The organism is Nocardioides sp. Z22_16 (assembly GCF_058134365.1).
In genome coordinates, this window is record NZ_JBYTTI010000001.1 from 22,381 (window position 1) to 42,406 (window position 20,026).

General features: G+C 66.8%; 14 protein-coding genes and 1 pseudogene. 5 read left to right on the forward strand and 10 right to left on the reverse strand.

The window, feature by feature from the left end:
* Positions 1–171: 171 nt before the first annotated feature.
* From AC3X7R_RS00135 to AC3X7R_RS00155, 5 genes are all read right to left on the reverse strand, one after another.
* A complete protein-coding gene (locus tag AC3X7R_RS00135) occupies positions 172–1,038 on the reverse strand; it encodes an LLM class F420-dependent oxidoreductase (RefSeq protein ID WP_489963512.1) in 867 nt (288 codons plus the stop codon).
* Between the two features lie 414 nt (positions 1,039–1,452).
* Complete coding sequence (locus tag AC3X7R_RS00140) at positions 1,453–2,184, reverse strand: ABC transporter ATP-binding protein (protein ID WP_489963513.1); 732 nt, start codon at positions 2,182–2,184, stop codon at positions 1,453–1,455.
* Positions 2,181–4,001, reverse strand: a complete 1,821-nt coding sequence (locus AC3X7R_RS00145; RefSeq protein ID WP_489963514.1) for a branched-chain amino acid ABC transporter ATP-binding protein/permease — start codon at positions 3,999–4,001, stop codon at positions 2,181–2,183. The genes AC3X7R_RS00140 and AC3X7R_RS00145 overlap by 4 nt, the downstream gene beginning before the upstream one ends.
* Positions 3,998–4,864, reverse strand: coding sequence for a branched-chain amino acid ABC transporter permease (locus AC3X7R_RS00150; protein ID WP_489963515.1), 867 nt, complete (start codon positions 4,862–4,864; stop codon positions 3,998–4,000). The genes AC3X7R_RS00145 and AC3X7R_RS00150 overlap by 4 nt, the downstream gene beginning before the upstream one ends.
* 16 nt (positions 4,865–4,880) lie before the next feature.
* Complete coding sequence (locus tag AC3X7R_RS00155) at positions 4,881–6,104, reverse strand: ABC transporter substrate-binding protein (protein WP_489963516.1); 1,224 nt, start codon at positions 6,102–6,104, stop codon at positions 4,881–4,883.
* A gap of 1,184 nt (positions 6,105–7,288) precedes the next feature.
* On the opposite strand from AC3X7R_RS00155, the pseudogene AC3X7R_RS00160 reads away from it, so the two are divergent.
* Both AC3X7R_RS00160 and AC3X7R_RS00165 read left to right on the forward strand, forming a co-directional pair.
* A pseudogene (locus AC3X7R_RS00160) lies at positions 7,289–8,448 on the forward strand (IS3 family transposase).
* A gap of 203 nt (positions 8,449–8,651) precedes the next feature.
* Entirely contained in the window at positions 8,652–10,133 is a 1,482-nt protein-coding gene (locus AC3X7R_RS00165) for a sensor histidine kinase (RefSeq protein ID WP_489963517.1), read from the forward strand.
* 272 nt (positions 10,134–10,405) lie between these two features.
* On the opposite strand, the gene AC3X7R_RS00170 is transcribed toward AC3X7R_RS00165, so the two are convergent.
* Together AC3X7R_RS00170 and map are read right to left on the reverse strand one after the other, a co-directional pair.
* Entirely contained in the window at positions 10,406–10,816 is a 411-nt protein-coding gene (locus AC3X7R_RS00170; protein WP_489963518.1) for an NAD(P)H-binding protein, read from the reverse strand.
* Between the two features lie 162 nt (positions 10,817–10,978).
* The gene (map, locus tag AC3X7R_RS00175; RefSeq protein ID WP_489963519.1) at positions 10,979–11,752 is read right to left on the reverse strand and encodes a type I methionyl aminopeptidase; all 774 of its coding nucleotides are present in this window, start codon (positions 11,750–11,752) and stop codon (positions 10,979–10,981) included.
* Positions 11,753–11,844: 92 nt separating this feature from the next.
* On the opposite strand from map, the gene AC3X7R_RS00180 reads away from it, so the two are divergent.
* A complete protein-coding gene (locus AC3X7R_RS00180; protein WP_489963520.1) occupies positions 11,845–12,135 on the forward strand; it encodes a helix-turn-helix domain-containing protein in 291 nt (96 codons plus the stop codon).
* Here the strand turns inward: AC3X7R_RS00180 and AC3X7R_RS00185 are convergent.
* From AC3X7R_RS00185 to AC3X7R_RS00195, 3 genes are read right to left on the reverse strand one after another with little or no spacing between them, the layout of a single operon-like run.
* Positions 12,117–12,800 carry a helix-turn-helix transcriptional regulator gene (locus AC3X7R_RS00185; RefSeq protein ID WP_489963521.1) on the reverse strand — a complete coding sequence of 228 codons (684 nt, stop codon included), beginning with the start codon at positions 12,798–12,800 and terminating at the stop codon, positions 12,117–12,119. The two genes, AC3X7R_RS00180 and AC3X7R_RS00185, sit on opposite strands and share 19 nt — an antisense overlap.
* A 31-nt stretch (positions 12,801–12,831) precedes the next feature.
* A complete protein-coding gene (locus tag AC3X7R_RS00190) occupies positions 12,832–13,647 on the reverse strand; it encodes a LamG domain-containing protein (protein ID WP_489963522.1) in 816 nt (271 codons plus the stop codon).
* An 18-nt stretch (positions 13,648–13,665) separates the two neighbouring features.
* Positions 13,666–16,719 (reverse strand): PKD domain-containing protein, encoded by a 3,054-nt coding sequence (locus AC3X7R_RS00195; protein WP_489963523.1) that lies wholly within the window; start codon positions 16,717–16,719, stop codon positions 13,666–13,668.
* Positions 16,720–16,957: 238 nt separating this feature from the next.
* On the opposite strand from AC3X7R_RS00195, the gene AC3X7R_RS00200 reads away from it, so the two are divergent.
* Positions 16,958–19,066, forward strand: coding sequence for a hypothetical protein (locus AC3X7R_RS00200; RefSeq protein ID WP_489963524.1), 2,109 nt, complete (start codon positions 16,958–16,960; stop codon positions 19,064–19,066).
* Positions 19,059–19,970 (forward strand): glycosyltransferase family 2 protein, encoded by a 912-nt coding sequence (locus tag AC3X7R_RS00205; protein WP_489963525.1) that lies wholly within the window; start codon positions 19,059–19,061, stop codon positions 19,968–19,970. Before AC3X7R_RS00200 ends, AC3X7R_RS00205 begins: the two co-directional genes overlap by 8 nt.
* Positions 19,971–20,026: the final 56 nt, after the last annotated feature.

Consider the following 20,026-nt stretch of genomic DNA (forward strand, 5'->3'; position numbering starts at 1 on the left):
GCACGAATGCGTATTCCAGGCGTGGCGCGGGCGCCCAGCCGTGGCTAGCGGAACCATCCGGAGCAAACGCTGAGGCAGATATACGAGGCAAAGCCCGCCATTGGCGCACATCAACGGAGCAGACGATCGATTCCGCTAAAGCACCCCGCCTGATAGAGGGATCAATCGCCACTAATGAAGCAACCAGTTGGACAGTTCCGACGTCATTTTTCGCGCTCTAACTGGATCGGATACCATTTGGTGATCCGAACTGTAGATAATGTATCGATCCACACCCAGCTCCTCCAGGCGGGCGATAGCGCGTGGGTCACAGGGGCCTTGGGTCGTGACCTCAATGACGTCTGGGTCGCGCCCAGCAACCTCAGCATCCTGCCGCATCAATGCAATCAACTTGACCATGTCCTCCTCTTGTCGAGGCAGCGGAAAGAACCCATCGCCGATCCTGCCTGCCCGTCGCGCCGCCGCTTCGCTGTGCCCTGCGATCAAAATCGGGACCCCGTCCGATTGAAATGGGCGAGGACTGCAGTACAAGGGCTCAAAATTGACGAATTCGCCTGAGAAACGAACTGGGCCTGGCTGCCACAAGACGCGCATGGCCGCCACATACTCTTCCGTGCGAGCCACCCTGCTAGTCCAGTCCGAGCCCAGCGCTTCAAACTCTTCCCTCATCCACCCGAGTCCAACACCAACCATCAGCCGTCCTTCGGAAAGCTGATCGAGTGTTGCCACGTCTTTCGCGAGCAGGACCGGATTCCGTAAAGCCAGGAGCAAAATGCCGACGCCCAGCCGCAGTCGGGTGGTTGCCGCACCGACATGGGCAAGCCATAGCAGGGGCGAAGGTCGCTCGACGTCGCCCGCGTTAGCCATCTTTCCGCTGGCTGTATACGGATAGTTCGCCGCATACGCCGCCGGCACGACTGGGTGTTCCGGCGTCCACAGCGACTCGAATCCCAATTCCTCGATTCTCCTCGCCAGGTCCGTGAGGTTTCCCCCCTCGACCCCGCCACCACCTTGCATCCCACTCAAACCCAGTTTCATATATTCCGCCCTTCCGATGCGGGCTTCACCCCTACGCGAATGATTGTCTGTTGACCAGCCAACTTAGGTGGGGGATCACGCGTGGTCAATCCCTATTTCTATGTGTTTCGAGACTTTCTTCGCGGCGATCGACAATTGATTGTGCGGACGCACCCGGTGCGGTTGTCAAGATTATGCCGATTCGTATCCTCGGTCGTCTGAACTTACTTCCGGGCACACATCGGTGGCCGCGACGATTCCGGTGACGCGCCGAAGGCGCGACTAGGAGGGTGGGAGCGGCTAACAAAGGATCGACAGCACGGAGAATGCCGATACATCGAGACGGCGCCAGCAACTCCGCGGATCGTATTCCCAAGTTCGTCGATCGCGAGCTGGGGGCAACTCAACGTTTGACAAACTGTCTCGTGCTGGCAGTCAAATCGTCTCGACCGTCGGTTGACCCAAATATGCGGCGTGCAAGCGTTCGTGGTCCACCTCGTACGCGGGAGCTTGGATGACCGCACGGCCCTGTTGCAGGGCGACCACGTAGTCGGCAACCGACATCGCATGCCCAATGAGTTGCTCAACAAGTACAATCGCCATTCCCTCATCCTTCAAGCGACTGATGGTCTGGATGACTTCGTTGACGATAATGGGGGCTAGGCCAGCGGATGGCTCGTCCAGAAGGAGAACATGCGGGCGAGACATTAGCGTCTGAGCGATAGCCAGCATCTGCTGCTGCCCCCCCGAAAGGGAGCCCGCTCTCATGTTACGTCGGTCGGCTAATATCGGGAATCGATCATACGCAGTGTCCACGGCCGCGCGACGTTCCGCCCGGCTCAAGTGGTAGCCCCCCAGCCTCAAGTTCTCTTGGACGGTACGCCGGTGGAAAACACGCTTACCCTCTTGCACCAGTCCCAAGCCGGAGGTGGCACGAGAATGCGCGGAGGTTGTGGTGATGTCGGTGCCGTTCAGGCTGATCGTCCCCTCTCGCGAGGGGATAAGGCCGGCAATGGCCGACAGGAGCGTCGTCTTTCCCGCCCCGTTCGCCCCGAACACTGCGGTCACCTCACCAGACCGGGCCGTCAAATCGATGTGGGAGAGAACGCCGATATCACCGTAGCCAACCGCGAGATCCGAAACTGTTAGCACTGCTGGTGCGTTCATCTGAGGTCCTCCTGGGCGCCGACTCTGGTTGGTGTCATTTCCTCGCCGAGGTAGCTTCGGGCGACTGCTTCGTCTCGCTGTATCGCCGCGGGATCGCCCTGAGCGATTAGTTCTCCACGCTCTAGTACGTAAATCGAGTCGGCCAGATCGCACACCAAGCTGAAGTTGTGTTCGACAAGGATCACTGTGCCCCCCGCGTCGCGTACCGCTCTCAGCAACGCACTAAGCCGATCAAGTTCCACCGGGTCGAGTCCGGACGCCACTTCGTCCAATAGGAGAACAGAGGCGCCCGTTGCCAGAGCCCGAGCAACTTCGAGCATCCGGCGGTCGCCGAGCGAAAGCCCGTTGGCCAGGGACCGCGCCTCGCCGGCCAAGCCCGTCGCTGACAGCCAGATCAGAGCTTGGGATGCATCTCGGGCAGCAACGGATCGATGCTTGCGCAGGCGGAGCATCGTGGATGGGATCCCGCAGTAGTCATGGACATACCGGCCCACCTCGACGGCTTCCGCGGTGGTCATCGATGAGGGGATGATAGGAGTCTGGAACGTGCGTGCTATTCCCCTGCGCGCTGTCTTAGCCGCCTTACCGAGGGGCAGCGACGTATCCCCGAGGAGGACCGACCCGCGATCGGCCCGGTAGAACCCCGAAACGATGTTCAACAAGGTTGTCTTGCCCGAGCCATTCGCGCCGATCAGCGCGGTGATCTCCCCCGGCTTCGCGTGAAGAGAAACATCGTTCAAAGCACGGTTTCCCCCGAATGACTTTGAGATCGAGTCGACTACGACCGGGCGCTTAACCAGCTCTGGAAGCTGCCCGAACTCTCCAGACTCGACCAAGTTCGGGCGTGGAGCGCGCCAGTTCCGGATCCGCAACTTTAGATTGCTCAGATTGTTCTGGAGGCTCGCACTCGTCAGGAGGACACCACCGACCACGAGGAAAACACCAAAGATTATCTCGGAAAACTCGTCGAAGTTTCCGAACCGTTGCGGGAGCAGAGTCAAGATTGCGGCACCCACTAGGGCTCCGTAAACCGTTTCCGCACCACCCAGCACTGCCGCCGCAACGAGGAGAATTCCTGCGCCGAAGTCAAAGTAGTCTGGCGCAACGAATCTGTCTACGAACACGAACAAACTTCCGCCGAGTCCCGCTGGAACAGCACCTAGAACATACGCCGTGATCTTCAGCCTCGACACGTTTAGCCCCAGGCTGGCCGCGAGAATGGGACTCTCCCGCATAACCCTCAATGCCGATCCATGACGGGAGGTGACCAAGTTCCGCATTGCAGCTAGCCAAAGGACCAAAGTAATCATGACGAGCGCATAGAACTGGTTGTCGTCAAGTTCGTGACCGAAAAGCACAGGTGCCGGCACCCCGATCAGCCCTACTCGTCCTCCGGTCTGATCGGGGAAAAGGCCCACGACTTGCGGAATCATGATGATCAGGAAGAACGAAGCCATGGCCACACCCCATCCGCTCACTCGCAGAGCGGGAAGGGCGGTCAGCAAGCCGAGTGCTGCGGCCGCTAGCGCCGAAGCGAGAAGGGCGATCGCGAGGTCGTGGCCCTCAATCACAAGCCAACCGGTCACATAGGCACCTGCCGCATACATCGCAAGTTGGCCTATGGCAAGCTCCCCCCCATACCCCCAAGCTAAGTTCAGCCCACTGACCGTGAGGGCCAGGATCGCGATCAGCATCCACTGACGAAGGTCGCCGGGGTTCGCGCCAAGCCACGGCGCCAGCGCCGCGAATATTCCTAGGGCGAGTGCCAGAACCCACAACCGCTGCCCGTTGAGTGTGAGTCGATCGACGATGTTCATACGGCCCTCTCAAGTTTCTGTCCGAAAAGTCCTTCAGGTCTGACTAGAAGCACGGTCAGCAGCAAAGCGAAGAGCACGAAGGTCGGGTACTCGCTGCCCAGGTAGCGCACCGTCAACGCCTCGATAAGCCCAATGGCCAGTCCGCCCACAAGAAGTCCGGGGAATGACCCCATGCCACCGACGATCAGCACAAGGAACGCCTTGAGGGTCACAACCGCGGCCAGTGTCCATACGGCTTGCGTCTGTGTACCCACCAGTGGCCCCACAGCACAACCAATAGCTCCCGCGACTGCCATGGCCATCCCCGACAGATACTTGACATTGATCCCTCGGAGGGTGGCTGCATCACGGTCTTCGGAGACCGCGAGTGCAGCGAGGCCGCTGAGTGTCAGTCGCGACCACGCCCACAAAACAGCACAGGCAGCGACAGCAACTGCGACCAGAATCAAGCCATCGACCGTCACCCGACCCCCGAAGATGGTGAGGACGTCGTCCGAGACGAAACTCTTCACGGGCCGGACGTCGATTCCCCACAGGACGACCACCGCTCCAGTCAAGATAGTCGACACGCCCACGGTCGTAACCAATTCGCCGTGCAATCCTTTGCCTGCGACCGGACGGATCGCCACTAAGTCAACGATCAAGCCGACCAGTGCCCCGATTCCGGCTCCGATCAGGACCACCAGCATGGTCGGGATCTCGCGTTGAACTCCGAGTTCAAAAGCCATGAACGTCCCAAGCATGACCACTGCAGCTTGAGCGAAGTTGAAAGCGCCTGATGCGATGAGGACCAGGTTATATCCCACCCCCACCAAGATATAGATTGAACCGAGAACGAGCCCTGTCATCAACGCTGTGACCATTACGCTTACCCCTCCGTCAGTTTCCCACCTGGAACTGGCCAGCCTTCAACGGGGCAACGGGCACCAGTGCGAAATGGTCCCTGCCCGACGAAAGGTGCTGAGTCTCGGTCCATCCCAGATCGTCAGCGAGAGCTAGTTGATACGTGTCCCCCGTTTGCGCCTCCATCGCGGCGCGGACCTCGTCCACATCCGTGGAGCCCACCGACTCGACGGCGTTGGCGTACGCCAACACCGGGTCGTAGGCCACCGCGTACATGTACAGCGGAAGCGTGATCTCCACACCGGCATCGCTCAGTGAGTCGAGCAAGTTGTCGATTCCAGGCCGGTCCGAGCTGTTGACGTGCATGGCGAACGTCGCGAGCTGGACACCTTCCTTCTCCTCTTCGGTGAGTGCGGATGCCATCGAGCGGTTCGTAGTGGTGAGGTCGCCTACGAAAGGCACGTCTTCCATCCCTACCTTGATCCGGCTTTTGAGGACATAGGCGGGATGGACGTTGTCGTGAAACACAACGACGTCCGGGTCGTGGTCCGCCAACCTCGCTAGGGGACCGTCCATCTCAACGGCGTCAACAGCGAAGGACTCAGTAACAACGGTCAAGCCGGAGGCCTCGAAGGTCTTGCGGTATTGCTCCGCCGTGTCCTCGCTGTACGCGTCATCTCCGGTCAAGACGCCCACGGTTTTGTATCCCTCGTCCTCCATTTGGGCCGCCAGATAGTCGGCGATGGCCTGGGCCTGGATGCCGCTACTGAAGGAGTACGGGAACTTGGCGGCGTCTCCCACGTCGTACGCTTGACTTGGGCTCAGCGCGATCACCTGCTCACGCGTCGTTAGGCCGAGCAGAGCCAGAGTCTGAGAACTGCTGCTGCCAGCCCAGACCAAGTTCGGCTTGGGGCTCGTGCGAATCCGTTCCTGGAGGAGGGAGACAGCCTTTGTGGGGTCGCTTTGATTGTTCTCCACCTCGAGTTTCACGTCACGGCCGAGCAACCCGCCATTGTCGTTGATCGTCGTGATCGCAGCTTGCAAGCCCGCCACAAACGCAGGCGCATAACTCGAGTCGGTCCCAGCCATACCCAGACTGGCGTACACGATCAGATCTCCGTCAGTGTCTTCGGGGGCGCTACCGCCGCTGGCGTCTGTTCCGCATCCCGTCGCCATCATGCTGGCCGCCGCAAAGAGGCCCACCGTGACGACCGTTTTGCGACTCCACCTCACCTGTCGTCTAGTAGTGTTCTTGTTCAACTTTTCAGACCTTTCCAAAGAAGCGCCGTAATCGGATTAATCAGGCAACATGCCGCGTTGTCGGGCAGCACGAAGTCTGACGTGGCACTGGTCCCGCGCTTCATGTAGCAACGGGCTATGGCACGACAGTCAGCCTCGCCGTTGCGATGGCTGTGGACCCCCGCCACTGTGCGGCGCTCTGGGTGAGTGTGACCCATGCCACGTGATAACTGAACAGCCAGCTAATCTTTCTGTCAAGGGGCTATCCAAGTTCAATGCGCGGCACGTTGCGCATCCGCGGCCTGCTCATCGGCACGCTCGGCGGCCCTAAGCGCCGTTACCACGATGGATGGGCCGGGTCGTGCTCATTTGTCGTAATCATCATCAACAATCGCCGTCTTAGGTGGTGGCGCCCCAACAAAGACGCAGGCGGAGATTGGCAAAGGTCGGTGCACACTTTTACTAAGTTGTCCGTTGACAAACTTGGACTGCGGGCCATGATGTAGTCCATGCAGGCTCCGCAACGGCCCGGCTGTGCGCCGGAGACGAGCTCACCCCCCGTCGGGGGGAACGCGATCGAGAACCGACGCCTCAGGCAAGGCGTTTTTTAGTGGTAGTCGCGCCAGTTGAGTCCTTGGCGGTGGTGTAGCGCCTTAACCACGATTGTCACCGGTACGCAAGACGTAGACGCAGCCACGCGTGCTTGTCGGAGTGAACTTTTCACATAAGCCTCGAAGGGAGTCTTCATGATGACCGCACCACGCCTCTGTCGACCCTGTTGGCCCGCTTGCTAAAGCCTGGCGAAGGCGAGTCGGGAACGGAGGCCCTCGCTGCTGCCCTCGATCTTGCGCGAGTTGCCGTGCGAGCTGGCTAAGCATCCGCGGCGGGTCGTGGACTTCGAAGCTGCCTGCGTCGACGCCACCGGGGTGCCGCTCGACGACATGGTGACCGTGGCCGCCGTCGCATGGTCGCGGACCATCTCGGGGCAGCCGTTTGAGTTGAGTTAGTTCGATGCTTCGAAGGGGGACCGTGTCCACCTCGACGCTGTGCTTATCCTGCTCACCGCGACGCCGGAGACACTCCCCGGGCTGCTCCGGCAGGATGCGAACGGGTCTGCTGCACGGATAGGTGACACTGACCTGCCCCACCAGAAAGGTTCCATTTCCTGTGGCTAAGTGACTGCCTTCACCGGAAGGCTGAACACCGTGCCCCGTGCCTACCCGCCCGAGTTCCGCGCCCGAGCCATCGCGCTCGTCCGTGCGGGCAAACCGCAGAAGCAGACCGCTCACGAACTCGACATCCACCCCGTCACGCTGTCCAAGTGGGTCAAGCAGGACCGCATTGATCGTGGCGAGATCCCCGGGACCACCACCACCGAGTCAGCAGAGCTCCGTGCGGCTCGCCGGCGCATCCGCGAGCTCGAGACCGAGCTGGTGATCGTCCGTCAGGCTGCGAAGTTCCTGGGTGAGGACAAGCCCCGCCCAAAAGGCTCTACCCGGTGATCGATCGACTCGTCGACGCCGGGGTCCCGGCCGATCGCTGCTGCCGGGTCCTGGGAGTGGCACGGCAGAACTATTACAAGCAGAAGCGGACTCCCACGACCCCAACGCAGCTGCGCCGCCAATGGCTCACAGGGCTGATCCGGGAAGTCCACGTCGCTTCCCGGGGCACCTACGGGTACCGACGCGTGCACGCCGAACTCACCATGGGGATGGGCATCACCGTCTGCGAACGCACCGTCTGGCTGCTCATGAACCAGGCCGGCATCTACGGCCTACCAGGACCGACCAGGGTCAAGCGGCTACGCGGCGTGGTCACCGCCGACGACCTGGTCAACCGGAAGTTCCACAGGCTCCGTCCCAACGAGCTGTGGGTCACCGACATCACCCAACATCGAACCCGAGAAGGATGGATCTACTGTGCCGCGGTCCTCGACGCCTACAGCCGCCGCATCGTGGGCTGGTCCATCGACTCCAAGCAGGACGCCACGCTCGTGGTCAACGCTCTCGACATGGCCATCCGCAACCGTCGACCCGAGCCCGGAGGCATCGTCCACGCCGACCACGGCACCCAGTTCACCTCCTGGGTCTTCGGCGACAAGATCCGCTCCGCCGGCCTGCTCCCATCCTTCGGAACGGTAGGCGACGGCCTGGACAACGCCATGATGGAGAGCTTCTGGTCCTCGATGCAGATCGAGCTTCTCAACCGCCGACGATGGAAGACCCGGGTCGAGCTCGCGAACGCGATCTTCGAGTACATCGAGATCTTTCACAACCGCCGCCGCCGCCACTCCGCGCTCGGCTATCGCACCCCGATCGAGTACGAACTACTCTCCGAAACCGACACCATCACCGCAGCCAGTTAGTCACCGAGACCGGAACCCGAACGGTGGGGCAGGTCAAGGTGTCACCTATCCGTGCAGCAGACCCTTGTGTCTCCGACCGGACATTACGCTGCGGCGCTTGCTGAGGTTCTAAGGTCGTCGAAGACCGGCCGTCGTCGTCCTACCGATGCCCCGTCCGGATCATCTACGGTGGTTCTTGACCGCTTTGCGCGTGGGGGTGTCAGGTGGAGGAGGCTTGGGACAGCGCCGAACTATGGCGTCTGACATTGGAGCACTCGCCCGTCGGCATGACCATAGTGGGACTCGACGGTCGGCTGCTGATGGTTAACCGGGCCCTGTGCAACATGCTCGGGTACGACGCCGCCGTGTTGCGCAAGCGAGGTTTTCAAGAGCTCACACATGCCGAGGATCTCGAGGCCGACCTCGAGTTGTTCGGTCGGGCGTTGGCCGGGGAGCTCGACTCCTATCGGCTGCAAAAGCGCTACCTACATGCTGACGATCGCATCGTCTGGGGCGATCTCTCGGTGGCTCTGGTGCGGGCCCGCGACGGCCGTCCGCTCCACTTCATATCGCAGATCTTCGACGTGACGAAGCAGCACGAGCACGAGGAGCGGGTTGAGGCAGCCAGGGCGGAGCTCGCGCACGAGCACCAGACCCTCGCGGCGATCTTCGAGACGGTGAGCGTGGGGTTGCTGCTGATCGGCAGCGACGGCCGCTACGAGCGGATGAACCGCCGTCACCGGGAGACGATGAGCCTGCCTTTCCCCAACGGCCACGACGGCTATGCGGGGCAGCTCGGTGATGTGTACTTCCTGGACGGCAAGACACGGATGTCCAAGGAGGACATGCCGTCCTACCGTGCCGTCCAGGGGGAGGAGTTCGACGACTACACCTACTGGGTGGGCGATGATCCACGCACCCGCGCGGCCTTCTCCGTGTCTGCTCGCCAGGTGCGTGGTCCCTCAGGAGAGCAGTTGGGCTCGGCACTCGCCTACCAGGAGATCACCGATCTGATGCGCGCCAGACAGATCCAGGACGAGTTCGTGTCGTCGGTGTCTCACGAACTGCGCACGCCGATGACCGCGATGCTTGGCTATCTTGAGATGCTGGGCGAGGACGAGGAACTGCCTCCTCATGTGATTGCCCAGCTGCGGATCGTCGAGCGCAACGCCAGCCGTTTGCGAGCGCTGCTGTCCGATCTGCTTCAGGTAGGACAGGCCGGCGAGGGCAGGCTTCCGCTGCAGCGCACGGCAGTGGATCTAGCCGCGCTAGTGCATGAAGCCGTCGAGGCGACGCGTCCTATGGCCGAGAAGTATGGCGTGGTTGTCGGGATCGACGTTCCCAGAAGCGTCACCGCCGTGGTCGACAGAGAGCGCATCCGCCAGGTGCTGGACAACCTGCTCTCTAACGCCATCAAGTACACCCACCCGGGGGGTCAGGTGAGCGTCGTTCTCACGCAGAGTGCGACCGCGATCGAAGTGGAAGTCAGCGACACCGGCATCGGCATAGCCCAAGAGGAGGTCGAACTCGTCTTCGACCGATTCTTCCGCGGCGAGGAGGCGCTCAAAAGGCACTTACCAGGCACCGGTTTGGGCCTCAACATCGTCAGCTCCATCGTGGCCGCACACGACGGTGCCGTAACGCTGGACAGCGTAGTCGGACAGGGCAGCACCTTCAGGGTCACATTGCCTCAGCCGACTGTATAAGGCAGACCTCCCTCGAACTTGCGCCATCGCGCTGTATTTGCGGCCCGTGCTTGCCGACAGCCGGCCGATCATCTCCTTCGGCGCCACCCAGCCGGTGTCATCGGTAGCCACGAAGGTGCACATCTGCCGCGACGGAGCGTTCAAGGTGGTGCGTCACTTCGCCCGAGTGCGCGTTGCCATGCCATGGCCCGATGTCCCGCGGGGCACGCTAGCCGAGGTGAGGGTGTCGCGTACCGGGTTCAGTGGATGCTCTGAACTGACGCGCACCTCGCTCAACGCTCCCGCACGTTCTCCAGAACCGCCTGGCGGATGGGCGTCGCGCCCTGGTTCAGCTCGAGGATCTGCCGGCTGATCCGGGGCTCGTGAACCAGCTCGACGAGTGTGTCGGCCACATCCTCCCGGAGGATCTCGCCGTGGAGCTCGGCCGGTCCGAGGGAGACCGTGCCCTGTCCGGGACCGTCCAGCAGGAGCGAGGGTCGTAGGATGACCCAGTCGAGCCCGCTGCGGCTCACTGCGACGTCCGCCTCCTTCTTCACGGCGAAGTAGTACTCGACGTCGTCGCCGAGCTCCCGCTCCCGCCACGACTCCGGGAGCACCGACACCAGGATGAACCGGCCGGCGCCCGCCGTGCGGGTGGCCTCGACCGCCTTCACCACGCCGTCACCGTCGATCTCCTTGGTCACCTGCCTCGCGCTGCTCCTCCCGACGCACCAGGCCGGAGACGGAGACTCCACGGGCGACGAGACGTTGCGCGAGCAACCCCCCGACAGCCCCGGTGACGCCGACGATGAACACCTTCATGGGTCTGCCCTTTCGTCCTGGGCCGCGGGCTCGAGCCCGGGAGCTCAACCCCGCGGCAGGGTGAGGATCTCAGCGCCGTCGTCGGTGATGGCGATGGTGTGCTCGCTGTGCGCGGTCCGGCAGCCGGTGATGCTCTTCAGCGTCCAGCCGTCGTCGTCGGTGACCAGCTCGTCGGTGTCGGCCATCACCCACGGCTCCAGGGCCAGCAGCAGGCCGGGGCGCAGCTTGAAGCCACGACCGGGGCGTCCAGCGTTGGAGACGTGCGGATCCTGGTGCATCGTCGAGCCCACCCCGTGCCCGCCAAACTGGGTGTTGATCGGGTAGCCGGCCTCGCCGAGCACCGTGCCGATCGCGTGGGAGAGGTCCCCGATGCGGACGCCCGGGCCGGCCGCGGCGATGCCGGCAGCCAGGGCCCGCTCGGTGGCATTGATCATCGCGGTGTCCTCGGGCCGCTCGACCCCGCCCACCACGAAGCTGATCGCCGAGTCGGCCACCACCCCGCCCAGGGAGACGGCCAGGTCGAGGGAGAGCAGGTCGCCCTCGGCGAGCTCGTAGTCGTGCGGGCGCCCGTGGAGCACGGCGTCGTTGACCGAGGTGCAGATGTAGTGACCGAACGGTCCCCGCCCGAAGGACGGCGCGTAGTCGACGTAGCAGGAGACGGCGCCGGCCGCCAGGATCATCTCCTTGGCCCCGCGGTCGATCTCGAGCAGGTTGGTGCCGGGCGTGCTGCGGCTCCGCATCGTCTGCAGGATCTCGGCGACCAGGGCACCCGTCTCCCGCCCCAGGGCGATCCGGGCGGGGTTGAGGATCTCGATCATGTGGTGCCTTCCTGGTGGGACAAGACTCTGTACGGTACGGCGCTGTCCGAAAACTATCCCGGTCATATTATCCCGGTACTACTATCGGCACCATGGTCAGGCTCCCACTCACCGAGGCGGAGGTCGAGCGCGGACGCCGCCTCGGCGCCCTGCTGCGGCGCGCTCGGGGCGAGCGCTCCATGCTGCACACCGCCCTCGCGGCCCGCCTCTCCCCCGAGACCCTCCGCAAGATCGAGTCCGGTCGGGTGGCCACCCCGGCCTTCCCGACGATCGCCGCGCTCGCCGAGGTCCTCGGTCTCTCCCTCGACTCCGTCTGGGCGGAGATCAACCAGGCCCCGCACGACGCGGAGCCCGCGCGGCGTGCTCAGCCGGTCTTGGAGTAGGTGAGGTCGGTCGCCTGCTGGTACGCCGCCACCGCGGCCAGCTGGGACTTCACGTTGAGCTTCTGCCGGATGGCGCGCACCTGGCTGCGGACGGTGCCCTCGCTCACCCCGCCCGCCTCGGCGATCGCCTTGATGGAGAGCCCCTCCTTGAGCATCTCCAGCACCGCCCACTCCCGCGGCGAGAGCGCCGAGATGCGCAGGATCAGCGACCGGCGCGAGGCGCCGAGGCGCTCCCACTCCGCCAGCACCTCCTCGCGGGTGGCGTTCGGCATCCCCGGCCCGCCCCGGGCCACCGCCCACAGCGTGCGGGTGAGCACGTCCAGGCCCGCCGACATCGGGACGACGCCCGAGCACCCCGCCTCCACCAGCGCCCCCCAGCGCGCCGGGTTGCGGGAGCCGGTCACCACCAGCCAGCGCATCCTGATCGACTCCACCAGCGCCAGCGCGTCACGCCACTGGCCCAGGTCGTCGATCTCGGCGACCACCACCCCGACCCCGGCCCGCTCCCGCACGATCTCGCGGCGGGCTTCCATCAGCTCCTGGCGGGAGCGCGGGCTGACCATGCGCACGATCTGGAACTCCCGCGCGCTCAGCGCGACCTCGATGGCCTCCCCGACCAGGTGCCCCTCGGCGACCACGACGACCTTCGGCGGGGTCGGGCTCACCCGTCGTCCACCTGCCCTCGTCCGGCGGCGCTCACGTGATGTCCATGAAGACGTTGTCGATCAGTCCGTTGAACTGGTCGGTGTCGCGGGGCTCGATGCGGCCCTTGCGGGTCACCTTGCCGCCGATCGCGATCGGCTCCGAGCGCCGGAACTCGACCGCGCCGACCGAGGCGGGCACCGACCACTCCTGCGGACTGGGCCGGCCGGGCTCCCCCACCGCGAGGGTCAGCCGGTCGTTGCGCAGCTGGCACATGATGCGGTGCCACTGCTCCCGCGCGACCGGCGCTCCCGCCGAGACGATCGCCTCGCCCGCGTCGCCCCGCACCCGGCAGGAGGGCACGTCGCCGTCGAGCTGGAGCTTGACCTGCGCCTGGTCGTCGAAGAGCCCCCGCTGCAGCACGTTGTCGCCGTTGTCCGCCTCGGTGGTCCCCTGCTCGGCGTCGAGCATCACGTCGACGCCCCACCGGAAGGCCCGGGTCCCGGGACTGAGCTGGTCGGCCCCGCGGGGCTTGACCACGAGGACCGCGGCCGGGGTGGTGCTGGCCTCGCTGAACGGCGGGGTCCGCACCGCGTAGCCCGAGCGGCCCACGACGCGGTCGAGGGTCCCTCCCCCGGCGGCGCTGACGGTGATCCTCAGGGTCGCCGTGCCGGAGCTCTGCACCCGCTCCATCGGGTCACCCTCGGCGCTGAGCCCTTCGTCGAACTCCAGCACCAGCTGACCGCGCGGGCCCGGCAGGCTCGTCGTCCGCTCGGTCGCCTCCGTGGCGGAGCACGCCCCCAGCAGCACCAGGAGGCCGAGGAGGCACGCGGTCCCGGACAGCCGCCCCGATGCGTCTGTCTTCTTCACTCCGTGACCCACTCCCACCTATTTGAGGCCGATGGAGGTCGAGAAGACGATCGCACGGGCCACCTCCACGGTGGTCCTGCCGACCAGGTTGCCGGTCTGCCCCGCGGCCACGGGACCGGCCGAGTCCGAGATCGTCGCGGTGATCCGGCCGCCGCCCGCGCCCGACGAGGTCGCTCGCGCGGTCTGGCCGCCGATCTGGCTCCAAGACGCCTCCTCGGCGGCCTTCAGCGCCCAGTAGGTCGCCAGCCAGCCCCCGCCCGCCGGCGCCACGACCTGCGGGGAGGCGAACTCGGTGCCCCGCGAGGTGTGGATCCGGCCCTCGTGGTCGGCGACGTAGGCACTCAGCCCTCCGGTGCCGCGGTAGGCGGCCACCGAGAGGTCGCCCTTGGCAGCGGTCCCGACGTCGACGCGGACCCCCTTGCCGGCGTCGCCGGCAGTGGCGTAGCGCCACCACGAGCGACCGGAGACCCCACCACCGGCGAGGCTCGCCAGCGGCGTCCACCCCTCCGGGTCGGTGATCGCGACGTCGCTGTTGAGCCCGAGCTGGAGCACCAGGAGGTCACCCGCCGCCACTCCGGCGGGCAGGGTGACCCGGTGGCTGGTCCCGTTGCCGTTGCTGGACGCCGCCCCGCCGAAGACGACCTTCGCGAGGTTGGCGGCGACGTCCTGGCTGGTGGTGGCGGTGACCCCGTCGCTGTCGGTCACGGTCAGGGTCACCCGTCGGGCGCCCTCGGTGGCGTAGGTCTTCTTGGGGGTCACGCCCGTGCCGTAGGTGTCGTCACCGAAGTTCCACGCGTACTGCAGCGGCCCCTCGGCGTCGCTGGACCCCGAGGCGTCGAAGGAGCAGCTGGTGCCCAGGCACGAGGCGGTGAAGGCGGCCAGCGGCTTCTGGTTGACCCGCACCACCTCGACGTCGCGGGTGACCTTGCTGGTGCCGCCGCGCGAGCTGGTGATCGTGAGGGTGACCTGGCGCCTGCCGTTGGCGGCGTAGGTGTAGGTGGGCGTCGCGCCGGTCCCCGAGCCCCCGTCGCCGAAGCTCCACTGGTAGGAGGCGACCTCGCCGCCCGGCGTCAGCGACGAGGTGCCGTCGAAGGCGCAGGTGAGGCTGGTGCACTGGACGTCGAAGGAGGCCTGCGGCTCCTGGGCCGCGCCGCGGCCCTGGGCGTCCTGGTAGACGAAGAGGTCCCGGGAGGTCCAGTTGACCCCGCCCGCCCTGGGGTCGGAGACGACGGACGCCGTGCCGCCCACGGGTGCGCCCGAGGGGCCCTTCTCGGCCCAGTCGATCCGCCGCAGCACCCCCTGGGCGTCGGCCCAGTAGAGCTTGCCGCCGGCCAGGAACATGCCCCGCACCCCGGAGAAGCTGAGGCCGGTGACGTTGCCGGAGGCCACCATGCGCTTGGCACCCACCACTCCGCTCTGCGGGGTGAAGTAGCGGTAGCGCAGCTCGTTGGTGCCCGACCGGGTGAAGTAGAGACGGCCGTTGTCGAAGAACATGCCGGTCGCCGAGCGCACGTCGTCACCCCAGGTGGTGTCCTGGCGGATCAGGTCACTGGTGTTGACCCGCTCGGCCGGGCCGAAGGTGCTGCCGTCGAAGGTCCGCCGCACGAAGGTGCCGTCGGACTGGGCGAGGTAGAGCCACCCGTTGACCATGAAGGCGCCCTTGACGGTGCTCGCGGTGAGCCCGGAGACCGAGCGGGCCGGCCCCACGGTGCCGTCGCGGAAGCTGCGCGCCGTGGTGGTCGAGGTCCCGACCGTGTAGATGTCGTTGGGCAGCTCGGCGGAGCGGACGGCCGGGAAGGTCACGCCGTCCAGCGGCATCCGGGCGATCCGCGGCTTCAGCTGGCCCTGGCCGATCCGCTCGGTGTCCGAGACGATCCACAGACCGGCGCCGGTGACCAGGAAGTCGAAGACCCCGATCCCGCGGTCACGCCCCGGGTTCCAGGAGTAGGGCAGCCCGTTGACCGGGTCCAGCGCAGCCAGGCCGGCGCGGCCGACCGCGCCGTAGCTGCCGGTGTCGCTGCCGTAGGGGTTGTTCTGCCAGCGGAAGTGACCGCCGACGTAGACGACCGAGTCGGTCACCTCGACGGCGTAGAGGGTGTCGCCGCCGGTCAGGTTCACCCACGACGGCTGCACCGTCGAGCCGGCCGCGTAGGTCTCGAACCTCGAGGTGGAGTCACAGGGCGCGTCGGCGCCGCCGGAGCCGCCGGTGGTCGTCACCGCGAAGAACGAGCCGTCGGGCGAGAAGTCGACGTCGCGCATGTAGGTGTCGAAGGACTTCGAGCAGCTCGCGGTGAAGAACCGGGTGTTGAACGTCGTCTCGCGCGCCGCGGAGCCGCTGATGTCGAGCTGGAGGAGCTGGTGGTGCACCACGCCCTGCAGGGTGTCGAAGTTGCCGACCGCGACGAGCCGGTCGCCCTTCGGGCTGATGTCGATCTTCAGGACGTTGGTGGCGCCGCTGTTGTGGACGCCGGCGATGCGCTGGCGCATGAAGGGCAGGAAGGCGCCGCTGCGCGCATCGACGGTCGCCAGCGCGGTCTGGTCGTGGTTCTGGACGTGGGTGAAGTGGCCGGCGATCCACAGGCGACCGGCCGCGAGGCGGAGGTCGCGGACCTGTCCGGTGATCTTGCCGGCGTCGAACGGCAGGACCGCCCCGTCGGAGATCCGGACCTGGGCCAGGTTCTTGCGGCTCTGGCCACCGATGCTGGTGAACTTGCCGCCGACGTAGACCGACTGGCCGTCGGGGGCCGGCAGCACCACGCGGACCACGCCGTTGGGCTGGGGCAGGAAGGAGGAGCTGATCTCGCCCGAGGTGGGGTCGAAGGCCAGCAGGTTGTTGCGGGTCAGCTGGGTGGTGGCGCCCTCGTTGCGGGCCTTGCTGAAGTCACCGCCCAGAACCATCTTGCCGCCGGCCTCGACGACGGAGTAGACCTTCCCGTCGAGCACGTGCGGCGTCCGCGCCGCGGCCACGTCCTGGACGAGCCGCCCGCCCGGCTGGACGACGCCGACGGCGGGGAGCTGCCCCATCAGTGCCGCCACGCACGCGAACGCGACCATCGCCGACGCCCGGCTCATCCTGCTGCCCATCTGCCTGTCCCACCGTCCCTAGAACCAACCTGCGACCGGCGCGTCACCGCGACCGTGGGCCGCCCGAGCTGGCCACCAGGGGGAATCTTCACCAAGGAACTGCCGGATAAGGCGTTCGAGGGCATGATTTCCCCTCAATTGATGACGATCCTCGAAGGGGTCCCGGCCTGTGATGGACCGCATGACGCAGCTGGTGGGTGAGGCTGCTCCGCCGACCCCCCCGCGAGTGTCATCCGCGCCCACCGCTCCCGCCCCGCGCACCCGCTGGTGGCGCCGGCTCGGCCAGGGCTGGCCGCTCGCGGCGATGCTGCTCGGGTGGCCGGTGTGGTGGGTGCTGGGGCTGGCCGAGACCGTCCCGCTGCTCGTCGCGCTGGTGATGGCCGTCCAGCTGGCCCGCCAGCCCGAGATCCACCTGCCCCGGGGCTCGGGGTGGTGGGCGCTCTTCCTCGCCTGGATCGTGCTGGGCGCGGCCATGCTGTGGATCGACGCGCCCGGCGCGGTCCCCGGCGGGGCCGGCGGCGCCCGGCTGCTGGTCTTCGGCTTCAAGCTCGCCTGGTACGTCGCCTGCACGGTCGCCCTGGTCTGGATCACCACGATGCCCCGACGCACCGTGCCGGACCGGCTGGTCCACGGCTCGGTCGCCTGGATGTTCCTGGTCAGCACCATGGGCGGACTCCTCGCCCTCGTGGCACCGAACCTGGAGCTGCGCACCCCGTTCGAGCTGCTGCTGCCCGAGGCGGTGGCCTCCAACGCGTTCGTCCAGTCGCTGGTCCACCTCGAGGTCGCCGACGTGCAGACGGTCCTGGGGACCGAGGGGACCCGGCCCAAGGCCCCCTTCGCCTACACCAACACCTGGGGCGCGGTCATGGCCATGTCCCTGGTCTTCGTCGGGGGGTGGCTGGCCCGCGCCCGGGGCCGCTCGCGCGTGCGCTGGTCGGTGGTCGCCCTGGCCACGGTGGCCGCGGCCCTGCCCCCGGTGCTCTACTCCCTCAACCGCGGGCTGTGGGGGGCCCTGGCCCTGGGCGGGGTGGGCCTGGCGGTCCTGGCGGCGGCCAAGGGGCGTCCCGCCCTGCTGATGGCCTGCGGCCTCCTGGCCGGGATCGGCCTGCTCACCGTGCTGGTCACCCCCCTGGGCGACCTGGTCACCGACCGCCTCGACAACCAGCACAGCAACGACCGGCGTGGCGGGCTGCTGACGCTGACCACCGAGTCGGTCTCCCGAGGGTCGCCGGTGCTCGGCTTCGGCGGCACCCGCGACGTCCAGGGCAGCTTCGCCTCGATCACCGGCGCCTCGACCCCGGAGTGCCCCAGCTGCGGCGTGCCCCCGCTCGGCACCCAGGGGCTGCTGTGGATGGTGCTCTTCTCCCAGGGCTGGCCGGGGCTCCTCTTCTTCCTGCTCTTCGTCGTCCTGGCGCTGACGCGCTCCTGGCGGTGCCGGACGGTCAACGAGGCGCTGTGCACCTTCGCGATCGCCTTCTTCCTGCTCCAGCTCCCGGTCTACGACACCCTCGGGATCCCGTTGATGGTGCTGATGCTCGCCATCGGCCTGGTGGCCCGGGAGCGGCGCGACGCCGACGGGAGCGGACCACCCCGCCTGCTGACCACCCTCCCCCGGCTCACCGCGGAGGTGCGGCGCGGGCTCCCGGTGCTCGGCGCCACCTCCGCGCTCGGCGCCGCGGTGGGTCTCGTCCTCGCCCTGCTCGCACCCTCTCCCGACCACGAGACGAGGGTCTCGATCGCGATCACCCCGGCCCCGGTCTACCTGGAGACCGAGGTGGCCGAGGAGGAGGAGCTCGAGGACGGGGAGCGGGTCTCCCAGGACATCACGGTCGACACCGAGGCGGCCCTGCTGATGTCGGAGACGACCCTCAACGGGGCGGCCCGCTCGGTGGCCTCCACCCCCCGCGAGCTGCGACGCGGCCTGGCGGTCACCGCCGAGCCCAACTCCAGCGTCCTGGTGATGCACGTGCGGTGGCCGGACCCCGACGAGATCCCGGGCCTGGCCACGGCGGTCAGCGAGTCCTACCTCGACGCCCGGGAGGACTACCTGGAGCAGCGGCGCCAGGACGTCGTCGCCCAGCTGCGCGAGGAGCTGCGCGAGCTCGAGGGGGGCGCTGCCTCGACGGAGGCCAGGGCGCTCCTCAACGCCGCGATCAACGAGCTGGAGACCGACCGCCGGGCGGTCGGCGAGGTCATCCGGACCGGCGAGCCGGAGCCCGGACGGCGCGACTTCGAGCTGCTCACGGTGTCCGGGGGTGCGGTCGGGCTGCTGGGGGGTGTCATCCTGATGACGCTGGTGCCCCCGCGTCCGAGGAGAAGAGAAGTGCGTGACTGACGCCTGTCCCGACGTCGACGTGGTGATCGCCACCCGTCGTCGGCCGGAGCTGCTGGCGCGCGCGCTCGGCGCAGTGGTCGGTCAGGACTACCCCGGTGTGGTGCGCACCTGGGTGGTCTTCGACCAGAGCGACGTGGACCCCTCGATCGCCTCCGCCGACCCGAGCCGGCCCGTCCAGCCGGTCGCCAACACCCGGACGCCCGGCCTGGCCGGCGCCCGCAACACCGGGATCCTGCACGGCTCGGCGCCGTGGGTGGCGTTCTGCGACGACGACGACGAGTGGCTCGAGGGCAAGCTGCGGGCGCAGCTCGAGGAGCTCGCCCGTACCGGCGCCCCCACCTCCGTCACGGGGATCGTCGTGGCGTACGGCGACACCCGCACGCCGCGGGTGGCCACCCGGGGCGAGCTCACCCTGGGCAACCTCGTGCGCAACCGCGTGATGTCGGCCCACCCCTCGACGGTGGTGGTCGCCCGCGACGCCCTGCTCGGTGGCATCGGGCTGGTCGACGAGGAGATCCCCGGCAGCCACGGTGAGGACTACGACTGGATCATCCGCGCCGCCCGGCACGGGGGCTTCGCCGTCGTCGAGCAGCCGCTCGTCCAGGTCACCTGGGGACAGTCGATGTTCTCCCAGCGATGGCCCACGATCGTCGCTGCGACCGACTACTGGCTGGCCAAGCACCCCGAGTTCCACCAGGACCCGAAGGCCCTGGGCCGGCTGAGGGGTCAGCGCGCCTTCGCGCTGGCGGCCATGCGAGGACCGGGGACCTGGGCGGCCATCGGGGCCACCCTCCGGGCGCGGCCCGCCGAGCGTCGCTCCCTGCTGGCCACCGCGGTGGCGCTGCGCCTGGTCTCCGCCGAGCGGCTCATGGACCTCGCCCACCGCCGCGGCCGCGGCATCTGACCTCCGTCCGGTGGTCAGGGGGAGCCCACTCGGACCCCCCGGAATGACCCGGGCTA